Below are 16,821 nucleotides of genomic sequence, written 5' to 3' on the forward strand. Positions count from 1 at the left end.
GCGCAACGCAAATTCAGGGCACAAAAAAAGCCCCGTCAGGAGCTTGAACTACCGCGCATGGGGCTGATCGCCGGATGGTTACACCATCCTGCCCATGCGCTTTATCACCACGACAAGAACCATTGCGATCTTCATGGCCGCTATGGCTAGACGAATATTTCCACCCCGTCAACGTGAGGTTTCACCGCCCGTGGAAATGCAAGCCAGCCAACCCGTGCGACCAATGGCGCGATGCCACTTTACGGCACGGGCCGGATCTGTCACCTTCACCCGCAAAACAACAAGACCACAAAGAGCAAGAAGAAACTCCTAGTCTGGTGGCACCCCGCATGTTCGATCGGCCATCGCTTCGGGCGATGGCTTTGACCAATGGGTGCGACAGGAGCTTCGCGATGAATTCACTCTGGCCGATCATCGTCGGCGGCGTCTTGCCTGCCATTTTCTGGGGCATCACCGCCATCTTCCAGAAGCAGAGCGCCACGGCCGCTACCGGCTCCGCCGTCTATCTGATCGCCTTCGGCACCGCCTGTGCTTTCGCCGGCTTGATTGGGAGCCTCGAGGGCCTTGGTTTGGCCGCGACCGCCGGCACCTGCTTCGCCCTCGGCACCGGCCTGATCAGCTTCGCGCTCTTCGCTTACGGCGTTCCCGTCTCGAAACTCGCGCCGATCTGGAGCTGCAACGTGCTGGTGACGCTCGCCATCGGCGCCCTTTACCTCGGCGAGGCCTCAGAGATCAACACAGGCAAGCTCGCCGCCGGCACCCTCCTCATTCTCTCAGGCGCTCTCCTCGTCAGCAGCGCCTGAGGGGATTGCGCAAGATAAGACAATCAATAGGAGACAAGGACTTTGCCGATAATACGTCGCTGCCTTACAACCAGCGGAACCGCGATACCGAAATCGGACTCACCTAAAAAGATGTCGGCGGTAACTCGCCGGCCGGAAAAATCGATGCGCGATCGCGAACCCCCGAAGGAACAGGGATCAGTCGAGCAATAGATGCGCAGTTCACCACCCTTCAAGCCCGAAGACACCGTAATCGCGAGATGGACGGCGGAATTGGCATGGTCGACAAGGTCGCAAGCAACATCCATAGTAATTTTGACGGGCGCTGCGGCCCGTACGACCGGCTTCCTTGTGGGTTTAAAAAGAGGAGCGCGGCAATCGCGAAGACTTCAAACACGCTGCTGGTGATCATCCCCTGCCCCCGCGACCAATGACAGCAACGCTGGACATTTTTCGTGTTATAATTGCGGCGCTTCCTAAACGCGGCCTCATTGCCGCCCGGTCCTCTTTGTTGATATTCTGCGCCTGCGCAATGCCGGAACCTGACATGACTCCACGACAACTAAAGACATTCCTTGCGGTCATCCGCCACGGAAACCTCACGCGCGCCGCTGCCGAGGTCAACCTCGCCCAGTCGAGCCTCAGCGACCAGATCCAGGCGCTTGAAGAGGAATTGGGCGCCGAGCTGTTTGTCCGATCCCGGCAAGGCGTCGTCCCGACGCCGGCAGGAGCAGCTTTGAAGGCCTATGCGGAAGAGATCTTGGCGCTGAATGGCGAGGCCAAGGACGCCGTCCGCTCGGCCGCCGGCAATGCCGAACAATCAGTCATATTGGGCACGCTCGAAACCATCGCCGCTGAAAGGCTGGCACCCTGGCTCTCCCGCTTCCGTCGGCAGAATCCCGACCTCGCTCTCAAACTCAAGGTTGGCGGCAGTGGCGAATTGCATGCGCAATTGCAGCAGGGCTCGATCGACGTCGCCTTCACCTTCGATCGCCATGAGGACGAGCGCTTCGCGACGCGCCATATCTGCAGCGAACCGCTGGTGTTGATCGCGGGCCGCAACGCGCAGCTATCCTCATTTGATAGCCTAGCGGCGCTGAGCACCACCCACTTTGTGGCGACCGAAGCCGGCTGCGTCTATCGCTATTTGCTCGATACTGCCTTTGCCGAAGCGGGTGTGACGCCGCCGCCCATCGCAACGGAAGCAGACAGCATTGCGACGATCATTCGCCTCGTTGCCTTCGGCACCGGCTATGGGCTCGTCCCGCGCCTCGCGATCGGGCTGTCTCCGGCGCGTAGCGATATCGTCGAATTGTCGTGGCCGGGCAAACCGCCAGCCGCTTCGCTGGTGATGACGTGGCGGCGCCGGCGCGTTCAGCCGTCGGCGCTCACCCTTATCCTGCAGTCAGCAAGCGAACATCTCTCGCCGGTCAAACCAGCCGATGTCCACCCTCGACGTGCAGGATCGTGCCTGTCGTAAAGCCGTTGCCGATGAGAAAACGGATTGCGTCGGCAACATCCTCCGGCTGCCCGACCCGGCCGGCCGGCAGGCGCTCCGCCATCGCGTCCAGCGTTGCTTGTTTGGCGTCGCCGGCGACAAAGCCCCAGATCGGCGTATCGACCCATCCGGGCGATACGGCATTGATGCGGATCGGAGCCAACTCGACGGCAAGCGCTCTCACCAGGCCTTCGAGCGCCGCGTTGACGGCTGCTACCACCGAGCCACGCGCTGCCGGTCTATAGGCGGCGACCCCCGAGGTATAAGTGATGGATCCCAGAGGCGACAGATGGGCGGCGCCATGTTTTGCCAGCAGTAGCGGCCCATAGAACTTGCTTTCGACCACCCGTTGTGCCGCCGCCAGTTCGATCGACGGCAGGAGCTGATAGGCGCCTTCGACATCGGCCGCCGTGCTGACGATATGATCCAGCGGTTCGCCGTGCTGAAACAGCGCGGCGACCTCTTCCTCCCTGGTTATATCGACGGCACGTGTCGCGAGTTTCGGATGGTCGCCGAGGTGGCGGCGGGCTGCCGCGAGCCTCTCCCGGCTGCGCCCCGCGATCGTCACCGACGCTCCCTCGGCAAGCAGGCGCATGGCAAGCGCCAGTCCCATGCCGGAACTGCCACCGACAATCAACACCTTCGCACCTTCAATCCTGATCGTAGTCATCGCACATCTCCATTTGAATGAGAGAGCAGATGCCCCCGACGGCAGCGGAAGAAAAACGGAAGAAATCGATAGCGTCATCGGAGTTTCCGATGACGCACGGTCAGCGTCAGTTGCGCAGCCGGTAACCGGTCTTGAAGATCCAGCCGAGCGTGCCGAGGCAGATCGCCAGGAACACCGTGATCATCGCCAGGCTGGTCGCCGGATTGACATCGGCGATCCCGTAGAAGCTCCAGCGGAATCCGCTGACGAGATAGAGGACCGGATTGAAGTGGCTGACTGCCTGCCAGAAGGGCGGCAGCATGTTGATCGAGTAGAAGCTGCCGCCGAGGAAGGTCAGGGGCGGCACCACCAGCATCGGAATAAGATTCAGCTGCTCGAAATTGCCGGCCCAGATGCCGATCATGAAGCCGAACAGGCTGAAGGTGACGGCCGTAAGCAGGAAGAACAGGATCATCATGAAGGGATGCTCGATCCTGACGTCAACGAAAAGATTGGCGGTCAGCAGGATAATGAAACCGATGATCATCCCTTTGGTCGCCGCCGCCCCGACATAACCGAGCAGGATTTCCGTCATCGCCACCGGCGCCGACAGCACCTCGTAGATCGTGCCGGTGAATTTCGGGAAATAGATGCCGAAGGAGCCGTTGCTGATGCACTGGCCGAGCAGCGTCAGCATGATCAGGCCGGGTGTGATAAAGGCACCGTAGGAAACACCCTCCACTTCCTGTATGCGCGAGCCGATCGCCGCGCCGAAGACGATGAAATAGAGTGATGTCGAAATCACCGGCGAGATGACGCTCTGCAGCAGGGTGCGGCGCGTGCGCGCCATCTCGAAGAAATAGATCGACTTGATTGCTTCGACGTTCATTTTGCCGCTCCCACCAGGGCCACGAAGATGTCTTCGAGCGAACTTTGCCGCGTCGACAGATCCTTGAAATGGATATTGCTCTCGCTCAGCCGGGTGAGCAGGGTCGCGATGCTCTCCTGCTCGTTATCGGCATCGAAATCATAGGTCAGCCGGCAGCCTTCGGCTTCCAGCGTCAATCCGTTGCCGGCAAAACAGTCCGGCAGCCGCTCGAGCGGTTCGGTGAGATCGAGGATGAGCTGCTTGCGGCCAAGCTTGGCCATCAGCGCCGCCTTGTCCTCGACGAGCAGCAATTGCCCGCCATTGATGACGCCGACCCGGTCGGCGATCTCCTCGGCCTCTTCGATGTAATGTGTTGTCAGGATGATGGTGACACCGGAAGCCCGCAGCTGCTCGACGACATTCCACATATCCTTGCGCAGCCTCACGTCGACGCCGGCGGTCGGCTCGTCGAGGAAAAGGATCTCAGGCTCATGGGAGAGCGCCTTTGCGATCAGCACACGCCGCTTCATGCCGCCGGAGAGCTGGCGCAGCATGTTGTCCTTCTTGTCCCAGAGGGAGAGCGCCCGCAGCACCTTCTCGATATGGGCGGGGTTGGCCTTCTTGCCGTGCAGCCCACGGGAAAAGCTCACCGTATTGAACACTGTCTCGAACTGATCGGTGGTCAGTTCCTGCGGCACAAGCCCGATCATGGAACGCGTTGCGCGGAAATCCTTGACGACATCGTGACCGGCGACCAGCACCTGGCCGCCGCTCGGGTTGGCAATGCCGCAGATGATCGAAATCAGCGTCGTCTTGCCGGCGCCGTTCGGTCCGAGCAGCGCCAGGATCTCGCCCTTCTCCACATCGAGGTTGATGCCCTTCAGGGCCTCGAACCCATTGGCATAGGTCTTGGTCAGGTTCTGGACGGAAATAATGGGGGCCATGCGGAACTCTTGTGGATTCTCGAAGTATTTCGGCCCGCTATATAGTTCGTCTGTGACGGTTTGACATCCTTCGGGAACGTGAACACTGCATTCACGCAGCACCAACACCGTTCCAAGGATAGCCAGATCTCCGACCAGTGACGTGCCCTAGCTAGCTCTCAGCTATTGTCTCGACACTCGCACCTGGACGTCGCTGGCAAGTCCATCGGCTACGGATTCGGCCCGGACCTATCGGCTCCCTGAGTATGCTTCCGCTGAAGATCGGCGTCTTGATCAAGCTCAAGACTATTGATTGTGCCTTCATCCGGCCGCAAAGGCGCTCAGTTTTTCGCCGGACAGGCGGTAGCGGACCCACTCCTTCATAGGCTGGGCGCCGATCGCCTCATAGACCTTGATGGTAGGCTCGTTCCAGTCAAGCACACTCCATTCGAACCGGCCGCAATTGTTTTCCAGCGCGATTTCAGCAAGGCGCCGCAGCAATGCCTTTCCGGCGCCGAGGCCGCGCGCCGTCGGCGTCACGTATAGATCCTCAAGATAAACGCCCTTCCTGGCTTGCCAAGTCGAATAGTTGAAGAACCAGATGGCCGAACCAATCGCCTCACCATCCTTCTCGCAGATCAGAGCATGCGTGACTGATCCCTCGCCAAAAAGAGATTCGGTCAGCGTCTCGATAGTCGCTTCGACCTCGTGCTCAGCCCTCTCGTAGACGGCCAACTCCCGGATGAACCTCAGGATCGTCGCCGCATCGGCGCGCACCGCGTCGCGAATCTTTAAAGTCATCTCACACCCGGTTGGATTTGGAACAGCGATCGACGTTGTGCGAAAAAGTGAGTGCGGCGTCAATGATCTCGTTCTTTCCTCAGCTGGCTCCAGCCTGGGCAATTACACAGGGGAGATAGCTTCATATTCAACGGCGCACAGCAGCAGTATTTCCTGCCGCCGATCGTTGAAAGAAAGGTGACGGTCGGTTCGGATGTCATCATCCGGTGATATTCTTGCCCGATAAGAGAACCGAGGCCAGCACCGGCATCCGCCCCGCCGCCCATCCGTTTGCGGAGCCGTCCTCCGGCGTTCTCGTTGCGCCCTATTTCCGCTGCCTCGGCATGTAGTGAAAGTTATTGTCATTCACCAAGTGCTTTGAACCGGCCAGTATCCCCTGTCCAGCCGCGTTCGCCTCAGCCGGCCTTGCGCCGGCTTTCTTTTTAATTGCCGCGGAATAGGAGTCGCAAGACGAGGTGCGAGTCGCACTCACAACTCGTCGTAATTGAGCCAGTCGAAATCCGCGGCTTTCCCCCGCCCGGACGTATCGAAGGCAAACACGCCGGCGAAGGCGCCGGTGAAGGAGCCATGTTCGCCGCGCCCGCCTTCATCGGAAACCACACCTGCGTCGAGAACCGGCCCGATCGGCTGCCAGGCGCCCTTGCCTTCGGTCTGCCAGAAGAATTGCAGGTCGTTTTCGCGGATTTCCATGGCGAGCTGGACGCGCCCCTCGGCGAGGATCGCGACGCCGCTCTCGGCGGGAAAGCTCAGGCGGCCGTTCGGGTAGTCGCCGCTGCAGGACAGGATCATAACGCAGCGGCCGAGCGTTTCGTGCAGCGTCACGGCGACGGCGTGGAATTTGTGGCGGTTGTAGTAATGCGTCAGCCCAGCCACCTGCTGATAGGTATCAGGTGAGAATTCAACCACGGTTTCGGCGCGGAAGCTGTGATGCTCCTGACGACGGGCGACCAACGCCTGTTCGAACCAGGAGCCGATGCTTTCGCGCCCGATCAGGCGCAGATGGCCGGGACGGTCAGTCAGGTTGAAGATGCGCGTTGGCTCGGGCGTGCGAAGCCACTGGAAATCTGCGGGAAGTTTGCCCCCGTCGAAATTGTATTCGGTGCGCATCGGCTTTTCCGCCGGTACCGCGCCGAAGAGGCCCGGCACATCGACCTCTGGCACTGTCGTGCCGTTTTCCAGGTAAAGCCAGTCGTCGTCGCGCCAGACGCATTTCTGCAGGCTCGTTTCGCGCCCCAGCGTGCAGCGCCGCTTCGGCGGCAGCGGCCGGCCGCAGAGATGGGTATGATAGGCTTGACCGTCAGGCGTCTCGACATATTGGCCATGCCCCGCCCGCTGCAGCACCGCGCCCGGATGATCCTTGGAGGTGATGAGGTGCATGTTCGGGTGCATCTCGTATGGTCCGTCAATGCGGCGCGAGCGCGCCATGGTGACGGCGTGGTCGTAGCCGGTGCCGCCCTCGGCGGTTGTCAGATAGTACCAGCCATTGCGCTTGAAAAGATGCGGTCCCTCGACGAGACCAAGCGGGCTGCCGGCGAAGATGTTCTTGATCGGGCCTTTCAGCGCCTTCGTCGCCGGGTCCCACTCCTGCAGCAGGATGCCGTCGAAGGCCGGTGATTTCGGCGAACCGCCGAAGCTCTCGGTGCGGTGGTTCCACTGCATGTTGACGAACCACTTGCGGCCGTCATCGTCGTGGAAGAGCGAAGGATCGAAACCGGAAGAGTTGACATAGACCGGCTCGGACCATTCGGCCTCGATAGAGGGCGCGGTGACAATGTAATTATGCGCATCCTTGAAATTGCCGTCGAAGCGCTTGACGTCGGTATAGACGAGCCAGAACTGCCCAGCGGCAAAGGAAAGGCACGGCGCCCAGATGCCGCAGCTATCCGGGTTCCCCCGCATGTCGAGTTGCGAGGCGCGCTCCAGCGGCCGGCGCACCAGCGTCCAATTCACCAGATCGCGCGAATGGTGGATCTGCACCCCGGGATACCATTCGAAGGTGGAGGTGGCGATGTAATAATCCTCGCCCACACGGCAGATCGACGGATCGGGATTGAACCCCGGCAGGATGGGATTGCGGATCATGATGAAGCCTCCTCCTTAGATTATTTTTGTGGTACGTACGTCAAACGAAGGCGGGAAAACCTCTCCTCCATCATCTCTGTCCTCGGGCGAAGCCTGGCCCACACGAATGAGGGAGCCTGTGGCGACATGCTGCCACAAACTCCCACTGCCCATACTACTCCCGCTCTGCCGACTTCGCCCACAAATTGATATCAGCCTCGCGGGCGTAGACGTCGATCTCAGCGAGTTCTTCCAGGCTGAATTCGAGATTATCCAGCGCCTTGACGCAATCGACGATCTGCGAGGAACGGCTGGCCCCGATCAGCGCCGAAGTCACGCGTCCGCCGCGTAGCACCCAGGCGATCGCCATCTGCGCCAGCGTCTGGCCGCGGCGCTCGGCAATCTCGTTGAGCTTCCTGATATTGTCGATGATCGAGGGACGGATGAAGTCGCGCTTCAGGAAGTGGTTCTGCGCCGCGCGGCTGTCATCGGGGATACCGCCGAGATACTTCGTCGTCAGCATGCCCTGGGCGAGCGGCGAAAACACGATCGAGCCCATGCCGACGTCGTCGAGCGTATCAAGCAGCCTGTCGTCCTCGACCCAGCGGTTGAGCATCGAATAGCTCGGCTGGTGGATCAGGCAGGGCGTACCAAGATCCTTAAGGATGGCGGCGGCTTCGCGGGTGCGCTGCGAATTATACGAGGAGATGCCGACATAGAGCGCCCGGCCGGAGCGGACGATATGGTCGAGCGCGCCGCAGGTTTCCTCAAGCGGCGTGTCCGGGTCGAACCGGTGCGAATAGAAGATATCGACATAGCCGAGGCCCATGCGCTTCAGGCTCTGATCGCAGGAGGCGATCAGATACTTGCGGCTGCCCCACTCGCCATAGGGACCCGGCCACATGTCATAGCCGGCCTTGGAGGAGATGATCAGCTCGTCGCGAAGCCCGGAAAATTCTGTCCGCAAAATTTCGCCGAAGGCGGTCTCGGCACTGCCGGGAGGCGGACCGTAATTATTGGCGAGATCGAAATGGGTGATGCCGAGGTCGAAGGCCGTGCGGCACATGTCGATCTTACGCTCATGCGGCGTGTCGCCGCCGAAATTGTGCCAGAGGCCGAGGGAAACGGCCGGCAGCTTCAGGCCCGAACGGCCGACGCGGTTATATTTCATCTTCGAATAACGGTCTGCGGCCGGTTGCCAGCTCATGAGACTCTCCTTGCTAAAATATCTTAATAGATGCCCCGCAGGGCCTGACTCAGGAGTCTGCCCCTCATCCGGCTGCCGCCACCTTCTCCCCGTAAACGGGGCGAAGGGACATACCGCACCCGCTCGCTTAAATCTCAACCCTGCGTTTGCACGTCCCCTCTCCCCGTTCTTTACGGGGTGAGGGTGAGGGTGAGGGGCAATCTTCACCACGACGATTCTAACGCCATCCTATCACTTCAACAGTGCCTGCGCCTCCTCGATACCGAGCGCGGCCGGCTGGGTGCAGGTCGTGGTGAGGTCGATGAAACGCCCTTCCTCGCCCGACTTCAGGATCGAGGTCATGACGTCGACACCGTGCAGCGTGCGGTCGAGCGAGCAGCGCGCGTCGCGGCCTTCGATCAGCGACATCGCCATGTCGGCAAGGCCGGCCGTGCGGTAGTTGGCGCGCGAGCCGCTGGGGCTTTCCTGGTTGATCTTGCCGAAGGGATGCTCCCAGGCTTCGAGCGGCTTGATGTCCTTGTCGCGGCCGCTTGCCTCGACGGTGCCGCCGAAGAAGTTCGGATCCGGCACGTAGAGCGAGCCATCGGTGCCGTAGAGCTCCATATTGGCATGGCGATGCGACCACACGTCCCAGCTCGCCGTCAGCGTCACCGTGGCGCCGTTGACGAATTCGAGCAGTGCCTGGATCGTCGTCGGCGTCTTGACCGGGATGATCTCGCCATTGCGCGGCTGGCTGGTGATGGTGCGGGTCTCCGATGCCATCGAGGTCATGGCGCCGACGCGTTTGACCGGGCCGATCAGGTTGATGAGGTTGGCGATGTAATAAGGGCCGAGATCGAGGATCGGGCCGCCGCCCGGCAGGAAGAAGAAATCCGGGTTCGGATGCCACATCTCCATGCCGGGGCTCATCACGTAGCAGGCGCCCGAGGTTACCCGGCCGATGCCGCCGTCGTCGATGAACTTGCGGGCAAGCTGATGCGCGCCGCCGAGGAAAGTGTCCGGCGCGCAGCCGACGGCTAGGTTTTTTGCTTTGGCGATGCGGCGAAGCTCCTCGCCCTGCTCCAGCGTAAGCACCAGCGGCTTTTCCGAATAGACGTGTTTGCCGGCCTCGAGGATCGCCTTCGACACCGGAAAATGCGCATCCGGAATGGTCAGATTGACGACGACGTCGATCTCGTCATTGGCGAGAAGCGCGTCGATCGTCTGTGCCTTCACGCCATATTCCTTGGCGCGGGCCTCGGCGGCCTGCACGTTGATATCGGCGCAGGCCAACACCTTCAGCCCCTTGAAGAGCGGTGCGAGCGAGAAGTAGGTGGTGGAGATGTTGCCGCATCCGATGATGCCGACGCCAAGTTCCCTGGTCATGATTTGCCTCAATAAGTCTTGAAGGATGCGATCGAACGGCTGATGTTGCGGTCGATGTCTTTGGGATTGTCATGTTCGACGACGAAGTGCTTGGCCTTGGTGCCGCGAAGCGCTGCAATCAGCTTGGCCCACTCGACCTTGCCATGGCCGACATCGGCCCAGCCGTCCTCGTCCTTCGCTTCGCCTGCCGGCGCGATATCCTTGACGTGGACGGAAGTGATGCGAGGACCGAGCTTCTCGATCCAGGCGAACGGATCGGCGTCGCCGCGGATGACCCAGGCGATATCGGCTTCCCAGGAGATGTCAGGCGCGCCTTCGAAGATACGCTCGATCGGCAGCGAGCCGTCGGCGAGCTTGACGAATTCGAAGTCGTGGTTGTGCCAGCCGAATTCGTAGCCGGCGTCCTTGTAAGGCTTGCTCATTTCCTGCAGCCGCTTGCCGAAGGCGGTCCAGCCGGCGGCGTCGGAGGGGCGCTGATCAGCGGCCAGATGCGGCGCATAGATCGAATCCATGCCGAGGATCTTGGCGATGTTGAGCGATTTCTGAACGTCCTTTTCCAGGAAATCAGGGCTGAAATGGCCGCTCGCCATGACGAGGCCGTTCTTGTCGAGCTCGGCGCGAAGGCTCTTCAGGCCGGCGCCGTCGAGATCGGCATAGATGCCGCCGAAGCCCTCGACTTCGGCATAGCCCGCCTTGCCGAGCTTCTCGAAAATCGCCGAATAGGGCTGGAAATTACGCGCACTGTAGAGCTGGTAGCTGAGTTTCGTCATCATGTTCTCCTTGGGCCTCGTGCCCGTGCTTGGGAAGATCAATCCGCCGATTGGCAGGAATGCAGGTCGTAGAACCGGAAATCCGGCAGCTTGCCGCGTTCGAGCTGATGTGCCGGGGTGAAGGTGATGCGGCGGCTCTCACCGGCCGCAAGATCGAAGGCGTTGTCGGAATATTTGCCGTCCGTCTCGCTCTCGATCATTACGAAGAGCGCAAGTGCCTTGGCGGTGACGTTGATGTCGACCGCCCCGCTCGCCTCGACATATTCATGGGTGACCGTCAGCCCCGCGGGCTCGAGCTCCAGCGCCTTATAGGTGCCGTTGACATAATGCCCCTCGCCGCCCATGCCGTTCGAGGCTGTGAAATGCCAGGCGAGCAGCGTTCCCTCGCCGATCTCGGCGACGTTGATGGTCGCAGCCGTGACCGCCGCATCCGGCGAGCAGACCGCCTGCACATCTTTCAGGTGCTTCCGCTCGCCGTTCATCGTCAGAACAGAAATTGAAAGATCGACACTGACATCGGCAAGCGTGTCATTAACAAGCGAGAAACGGATCGTCTTGCCGTCCTCGGAAGGAATGGCCGCGACTGCCACCGGTTGGAAGAAGCGCTTGACGAGATAATGCATCGCCTTCCAGCGCCCGCCATAATCGAGGCTCGACCAGGAAGCGACCGGCCAGGTGTCGTTGAGCTGCCAGTAGATCGTGCCCATGCAATGGGGTTTCAGCGACCGCCAGTATTCCACCGCCGTCTTGATCGCCAGGCCCTGCTGGATCTGCGAGAGATAGACGAAGTTCGGGAAATCCTTGGGGAAGCGGAAATAGCGGAACATCGTGCCGGCGATGCGCTCGTTGCCGCCGGCATTCTTTTGATGCAGCTCCATGACAGGAGAAGCGACGTTCAAGTCTTTCTCCTCGGCATAGGTCTTGATGACAGGCAGCGAGGTATAGGACTGGAAGCCGAACTCCGAGCAGAAGCGCGGCCGCACCGAACGGTAATTGTCGAACGACTTGTTCTCGTGCCAGACCGACCAGTAATGCATGTCGCCGGAGCCGTCGGCATGCCAGGCATCGCCGAAATCGAGATAGCCGGAGGCCGGGCTCGACGGCCACCAGAGCGCGCCGGGCGACGCTTTCTTCACCGCCTGCTCGATCGTTCTGTTGAGCCGGTCGTAGGAGACGAGATAACGGTCGCGGTCCTTCCTCGACTCCTCGAACCAGGTCAGCGCGCCGACAAGTTCGTTGTCGCCGCACCAGAGCGCGATCGAGGGATGGGAGGAGAGCCGGCGGACCTGGTAATCGACTTCGATCGCCACATTCTCGAGAAAGTCCTCCGTCGAGGGATAGAGATTGCAGGCGAACATGAAGTCCTGCCAGACCAGGAGGCCCAGCCGGTCGCAGAGATCGTAGAAATGATCTTGCTCATAGAAACCGCCGCCCCAGACGCGGATCATGTTCATGTTGGCGGCTTTCGCCGATTGCAGCAAATCCTCAGTCTTTTCAGGCGACGATAGCGAATAGAGCGCATCGGCCGGAATCCAGTTGGCGCCGCGGCAGAAGACCTCTCTGCCGTTGACCTTGAACGCAAAGCGGCTGCCTGATGCATCCGGCGTCGTGATCAGCTCGATGGTACGGAGACCGATCTGCTTCGTCACCACCTCATCGGACAGCTCGACGGAGAGCGTGTAAAGCGCCTGCTCACCGCTGCCGGAGGGCCACCAGAGGCGCGGCCTGTCGATATGGAAGAGGTGATTGACCGTTGTCTCGCCCTTGACGCCGACATCGAGGCGCACGCGCTCTCCGTCGAGATCGAAATAGACCTGGGCGATTCCGGCATGCCTGGCATAGAGGCTCGCCGTCACCGTGAGATCGACAGAGCCGTCATTGTTGTGGGCCTGGCGGGTAACGACATGCTCGATGCGCGCCGTCTCGAGCTTCTTCAGCGCGATCGTGCCGTAGAGGCCGAAGGGTGCAATGGCGATATTCCAGTCCCAGCCGAAGTGGCATTGCGGCTTGCGCAGCATGTTGCCGTCCGGGATCGGCGAATTACCCGTGCTGTAAGGAATATAGAAGGGCTGCTTCTTCTGCCGCTCGGCACCAACGGCGGGATTGGAGGCAAACACGATGCGGATGACGTTGTCACCGGATTTGAGCATGCTCGACACGTCGGGTCGATAGCGACGGAAGCTGTTGTCGGCTTCGAGCGCCAGGAAGCCGTTGACGTAGACGCTGGCGACCGTGTCGAGATAGTCGACATCGAGATACCAGTCGCCGTCTACCTCCTGCAGTGCAAAGCTGCGCTCGACCGCCCACTCACGCTGGGCGACCCACTGCACCTTCTGCTCGTTGCGCCCGAAATAGGGATCGGGGATCAGACCGGCCCGGTGAAGCGCCGTATGCACGTCGCCCGGCAGTGCGATGACGCTTTTGATCTCGCCATCGACGGAAGTCAGCTGCCACGAACCTGAAAGGTCAATGCTGGAGGGGAGCGATTGTTGCGTCACGATTTCATTTCCGATTTCGAAAAGGGTTGTGTTCTTGAAGGAAGGGCAAATGTCGCTGTTCGGCGGCTTTCACCTAGTCGTTCGTCAGAGACGTGTCGTTTTTGCCCTCATCCGCCCACTCCGCTCTCCGTCATCCTCGGGCTTGACCCGAGGATCTACACCGCATCCACCAGCAGCAACGGGCATGGATCCTCGGGTCAAGCCCGAGGATGACGGAGGGCGGGATTGGCCTTTGCGTCAAACTCGCCCGGGGCTAGTGGCCTCAATCCACAAATCTCCGCTAAAGCCGCAGCTCGCTCTCGGCGTCGAACACCGAAGCCAGCGTCATGTCGAAGCTCAGCTTCACCTTGGCTCCGACATTGAAGCGGCGCGCGCCGTTGACGCGGACCGACATCGTGTGACCGGCATGTTTCAGCCAAAGGAGATTGTCCGCGCCCATCGGCTCCTCGATATCGACGGTCGCGTCATGTTCTTCGCCGCCGGTGTTTTCGTTGACCTTGATATGCTCGGGGCGAACGCCGAGCACCACCTTGCGGCCGGGCTGCAGCGCCTCATTAGCCTCGTAGGCGGCCAGCGAAAAGATGACGCCATTCGCCGTAAAGGCGATGCCATCGCCCGACTTGACCAGTTCGCCGCGCAGGAAATTCATCGACGGCGAGCCGATAAAGCCGGCGACGAAAAGGTTACGCGGCCGATTGTAGATCGTCGTCGGATCGTCGAGCTGCTGAATGATGCCGCTCTTCATGATGGCGATGCGATCCGCAAGCGTCAGTGCCTCGATCTGGTCGTGCGTGACGTAGATCATCGTATTCTGCAGCGACTGGTGCAGACGCTTGATCTCGACGCGCAGCTCCGAGCGAAGCTTGGCATCGAGGTTGGACAGCGGCTCGTCGAACAGGAAGACGTCGACATCGCGCACCAGCGCCCGGCCGATTGCCACGCGCTGGCGCTGGCCGCCGGAAAGCTCGGCCGGTTTGCGCTTCAGAAGCGGCTGGATCTGTAGGATCTCGGCGGCGCGCGCCACGCGCTTGTCGATCTCGGCCTGCGGCACCTTGGCGACGCGCAGGCCGAAGGAGAGGTTCTTCTCGACCGTCATCTGCGGATAGAGCGCATAGGACTGGAACACCATGCCGATGCCGCGGTCCTTCGGTTCCTCCCAGGTGACGTTCTTGCCCTTGATGAAGATCTGCCCTTCCGAGGCGTCGAGCAGGCCGGCAATGCAGTTCAGCAAGGTCGACTTGCCGCAGCCGGATGAGCCGAGCAGCACCAGGAATTCGCCGTCATTGATGTCGAGGTTCAGATCCTTCAATACGCTGACCGCGCCGAAGTTCAGCGACAGATCCTTGATGGAAACACTTGAATTGGAGACACTCGAATTCATGTTCATGTGATCAACCCTTCACTGCGCCAGCGGCGATGCCGCGGACGAAAAGCCGTCCCGACACGAAATAGACGATCAGCGGCACGAGACCCGTCAGGATCGTTGCCGCCATGTTGACGTTGTATTCCTTCACGCCCTGAACGGAATTGACGATGTTGTTGAGCTGCACGGTCATCGGATAGGTATCCGGCCGGGTAAAGACGACGCCGAACAGGAAGTCGTTCCAGATTCCGGTCACCTGCAGGATCATCGCGACGACGAAGATCGGCAGCGACATCGGCAGCATGATCTTCAGGAAAATCTGCCAGAAACCCGCGCCATCGACGCGCGCCGCCTTGAACAGCTCTTCCGGCAGCGACACGAAGTAGTTGCGGAACAGCAGCGTCAGGATCGGCATGCCGAAGATCGAATGCACGATGACGAGACCGGTCAGCGTGCCGTAAATGCCGATTTCGCGCAGGATGATGACAATCGGATAGATCATCACTTGATAGGGAATGAACGCCCCGATGATGAGGATCGAGAAGAAGAACTCCGATCCCTTGAAGCGCCAGTTTGCCAGCGCGTAGCCGTTCACCGAGGCGATCGCGATCGAGATGATGACCGACGGCACGGTGATGCGCACCGAATTCCAGAAGCCGCGCGACAGGCCATCGCAATTCAAGCCCGTGCAGGCCTCCGCCCAGGCCTTCACCCAAGGCTCGAAGGTGATTTCCATCGGCGGTGAGAAGATGTTGCCGAGGCGGATTTCCGGCATGCCTTTCAGCGACGTCACAACCATCACATAGAGCGGCAGCAGGTAATAGAGCGCCGCGACGGTCAGCGTGCCGTAGAGCATGATGTTGCGCGGCGACAAAGCCGGGCGCGGTTTCGGGCCGCTTGGGCCATCGCCGAGCCTCTGCGAGACGGCATCGATACCAGCGGCCGTGGTGTTGAGAGTTCCGATATTAGCCACGTTTGCGCCCTCCTCCGAATTCCAGATAGGCCCAGGGAACGATGATGATCGCGACCGTGACGAGCATCATTGTCGAGGCAGCAAAGCCCTGCCCCAGGTTCTGCGCCTGGAACATGTAGTCGTAGACATATTTCGCCGGCACTTCCGACGAGATGCCGGGACCACCAGACGTCTGCGCCACGACGAGGTCGTAGACCTTGACGATGCCTGAGGCGATGATGACGATCGTCGTGATGAACACCGGCCGCATCATCGGAATGACGATGAGGAGATAGGTCTTCCACATCGGGATGCCGTCGACGCGCGCAGCCTTCCAGATGTCCTCGTCGATACCGCGCAGCCCGGCGAGCATCAGGCACATGACCAATCCGGTCCCCTGCCACAGCGCCGCGATCAGAATGCCGTAAATGACGATTTCAGGCGTATAGAGCGGATTGAAGGTGAAGCTCGTCCAGCCGAGTGAGCGCACCACCGACTGCACGCCGAAATCCGGGTTCAGCACCCACTGCCAAACGAGACCGGTCACGATGAAGGACAGCGCGAAGGGATAGAGGAAAATGGTGCGAAAGGTATTTTCGAAACGGATCTTCTGATCCATCAGCGCAGCGAGGACGAAGCCGATGACCAGGCTGAAAATCAGCGAGAGAACGCCGTAAAGGGCCAGATTTTCGATCGCCGTCACCCAGCGAGGCGCCGCCCAGAGGCGCTGATATTGATCGATACCGACGAAGCTCAACCGCGGCAGGAGCTTGGAATTGGTGAAGGAATAAAAGACCGTCCAGAATGTGCCGCCGACAAAGATCATCAACGCCGTCAGGATCATCGGGATGGATGCAATCTTGGCATTCAGATTGCGCAGTAATTTGATCGGTCGGCCGGCTCGCGCTTGACCCGTCATGAACGCTTCTCCTCAAATCGCAACGGCGGCCCGCGACAGCAAGGTACGGCACCATTTGCCATCCTTGCTCCGGTTTTACCGGGAAGGGCCGGAGAGATGCCGCCAGCCGAACCTCCGTCCGGGGAAGGATCCGGCCCTTGCGGAGCCGGATCCGATGGCAGCGAA

At 60.5% G+C, this 16,821-nt stretch carries 14 protein-coding genes; 2 read left to right on the forward strand and 12 right to left on the reverse strand.

Annotated elements, in window-relative coordinates:
- Positions 1–392: 392 nt before the first annotated feature.
- Both AMC88_RS12490 and AMC88_RS12500 read left to right on the forward strand, forming a co-directional pair.
- Positions 393–803 carry a hypothetical protein gene (locus AMC88_RS12490; protein WP_012484116.1) on the forward strand — a complete coding sequence of 137 codons (411 nt, stop codon included), beginning with the start codon at positions 393–395 and terminating at the stop codon, positions 801–803.
- 526 nt (positions 804–1,329) lie between these two features.
- The gene (locus AMC88_RS12500) at positions 1,330–2,262 is read left to right on the forward strand and encodes a LysR family transcriptional regulator (RefSeq protein ID WP_012484117.1); all 933 of its coding nucleotides are present in this window, start codon (positions 1,330–1,332) and stop codon (positions 2,260–2,262) included.
- On the opposite strand, the gene AMC88_RS12505 is transcribed toward AMC88_RS12500, so the two are convergent.
- From AMC88_RS12505 to AMC88_RS12560, 12 genes are all read right to left on the reverse strand, one after another.
- A complete protein-coding gene (locus AMC88_RS12505; protein ID WP_041683660.1) occupies positions 2,213–2,950 on the reverse strand; it encodes an SDR family oxidoreductase in 738 nt (245 codons plus the stop codon). The genes AMC88_RS12500 and AMC88_RS12505 overlap by 50 nt on opposite strands.
- 106 nt (positions 2,951–3,056) lie before the next feature.
- Positions 3,057–3,818: an ABC transporter permease gene (locus tag AMC88_RS12510; RefSeq protein WP_004678436.1), complete on the reverse strand. Its 762-nt coding sequence runs from the start codon at positions 3,816–3,818 to the stop codon at positions 3,057–3,059.
- Entirely contained in the window at positions 3,815–4,741 is a 927-nt protein-coding gene (locus AMC88_RS12515) for an ABC transporter ATP-binding protein (RefSeq protein WP_012484119.1), read from the reverse strand. The genes AMC88_RS12510 and AMC88_RS12515 overlap by 4 nt, the downstream gene beginning before the upstream one ends.
- A 300-nt stretch (positions 4,742–5,041) precedes the next feature.
- Positions 5,042–5,521 (reverse strand): GNAT family N-acetyltransferase, encoded by a 480-nt coding sequence (locus AMC88_RS12520; RefSeq protein ID WP_064825345.1) that lies wholly within the window; start codon positions 5,519–5,521, stop codon positions 5,042–5,044.
- A gap of 468 nt (positions 5,522–5,989) precedes the next feature.
- Positions 5,990–7,603, reverse strand: a complete 1,614-nt coding sequence (locus AMC88_RS12525) for a glycoside hydrolase family 43 protein (RefSeq protein WP_012484121.1) — start codon at positions 7,601–7,603, stop codon at positions 5,990–5,992.
- 154 nt (positions 7,604–7,757) lie between these two features.
- Complete coding sequence (mgrA, locus tag AMC88_RS12530) at positions 7,758–8,789, reverse strand: L-glyceraldehyde 3-phosphate reductase (protein WP_012484122.1); 1,032 nt, start codon at positions 8,787–8,789, stop codon at positions 7,758–7,760.
- A 231-nt stretch (positions 8,790–9,020) separates the two neighbouring features.
- The gene (locus AMC88_RS12535) at positions 9,021–10,154 is read right to left on the reverse strand and encodes a Gfo/Idh/MocA family protein (RefSeq protein WP_012484123.1); all 1,134 of its coding nucleotides are present in this window, start codon (positions 10,152–10,154) and stop codon (positions 9,021–9,023) included.
- Between the two features lie 8 nt (positions 10,155–10,162).
- Complete coding sequence (locus AMC88_RS12540) at positions 10,163–10,924, reverse strand: sugar phosphate isomerase/epimerase family protein (protein ID WP_012484124.1); 762 nt, start codon at positions 10,922–10,924, stop codon at positions 10,163–10,165.
- Between the two features lie 38 nt (positions 10,925–10,962).
- Complete coding sequence (locus tag AMC88_RS12545; protein ID WP_012484125.1) at positions 10,963–13,422, reverse strand: beta-mannosidase; 2,460 nt, start codon at positions 13,420–13,422, stop codon at positions 10,963–10,965.
- A gap of 280 nt (positions 13,423–13,702) precedes the next feature.
- Positions 13,703–14,809 (reverse strand): ABC transporter ATP-binding protein, encoded by a 1,107-nt coding sequence (locus tag AMC88_RS12550; protein ID WP_012484126.1) that lies wholly within the window; start codon positions 14,807–14,809, stop codon positions 13,703–13,705.
- Between the two features lie 4 nt (positions 14,810–14,813).
- Positions 14,814–15,758: a carbohydrate ABC transporter permease gene (locus tag AMC88_RS12555; RefSeq protein ID WP_041683661.1), complete on the reverse strand. Its 945-nt coding sequence runs from the start codon at positions 15,756–15,758 to the stop codon at positions 14,814–14,816.
- The gene (locus AMC88_RS12560; RefSeq protein WP_012484128.1) at positions 15,751–16,656 is read right to left on the reverse strand and encodes a carbohydrate ABC transporter permease; all 906 of its coding nucleotides are present in this window, start codon (positions 16,654–16,656) and stop codon (positions 15,751–15,753) included. Before AMC88_RS12560 ends, AMC88_RS12555 begins: the two co-directional genes overlap by 8 nt.
- Between the last annotated feature and the right edge of the window lie 165 nt (positions 16,657–16,821).

It is taken from the genome of Rhizobium phaseoli, from assembly GCF_001664385.1.
Classification (GTDB): Bacteria; Pseudomonadota; Alphaproteobacteria; order Rhizobiales; family Rhizobiaceae; genus Rhizobium; species Rhizobium phaseoli.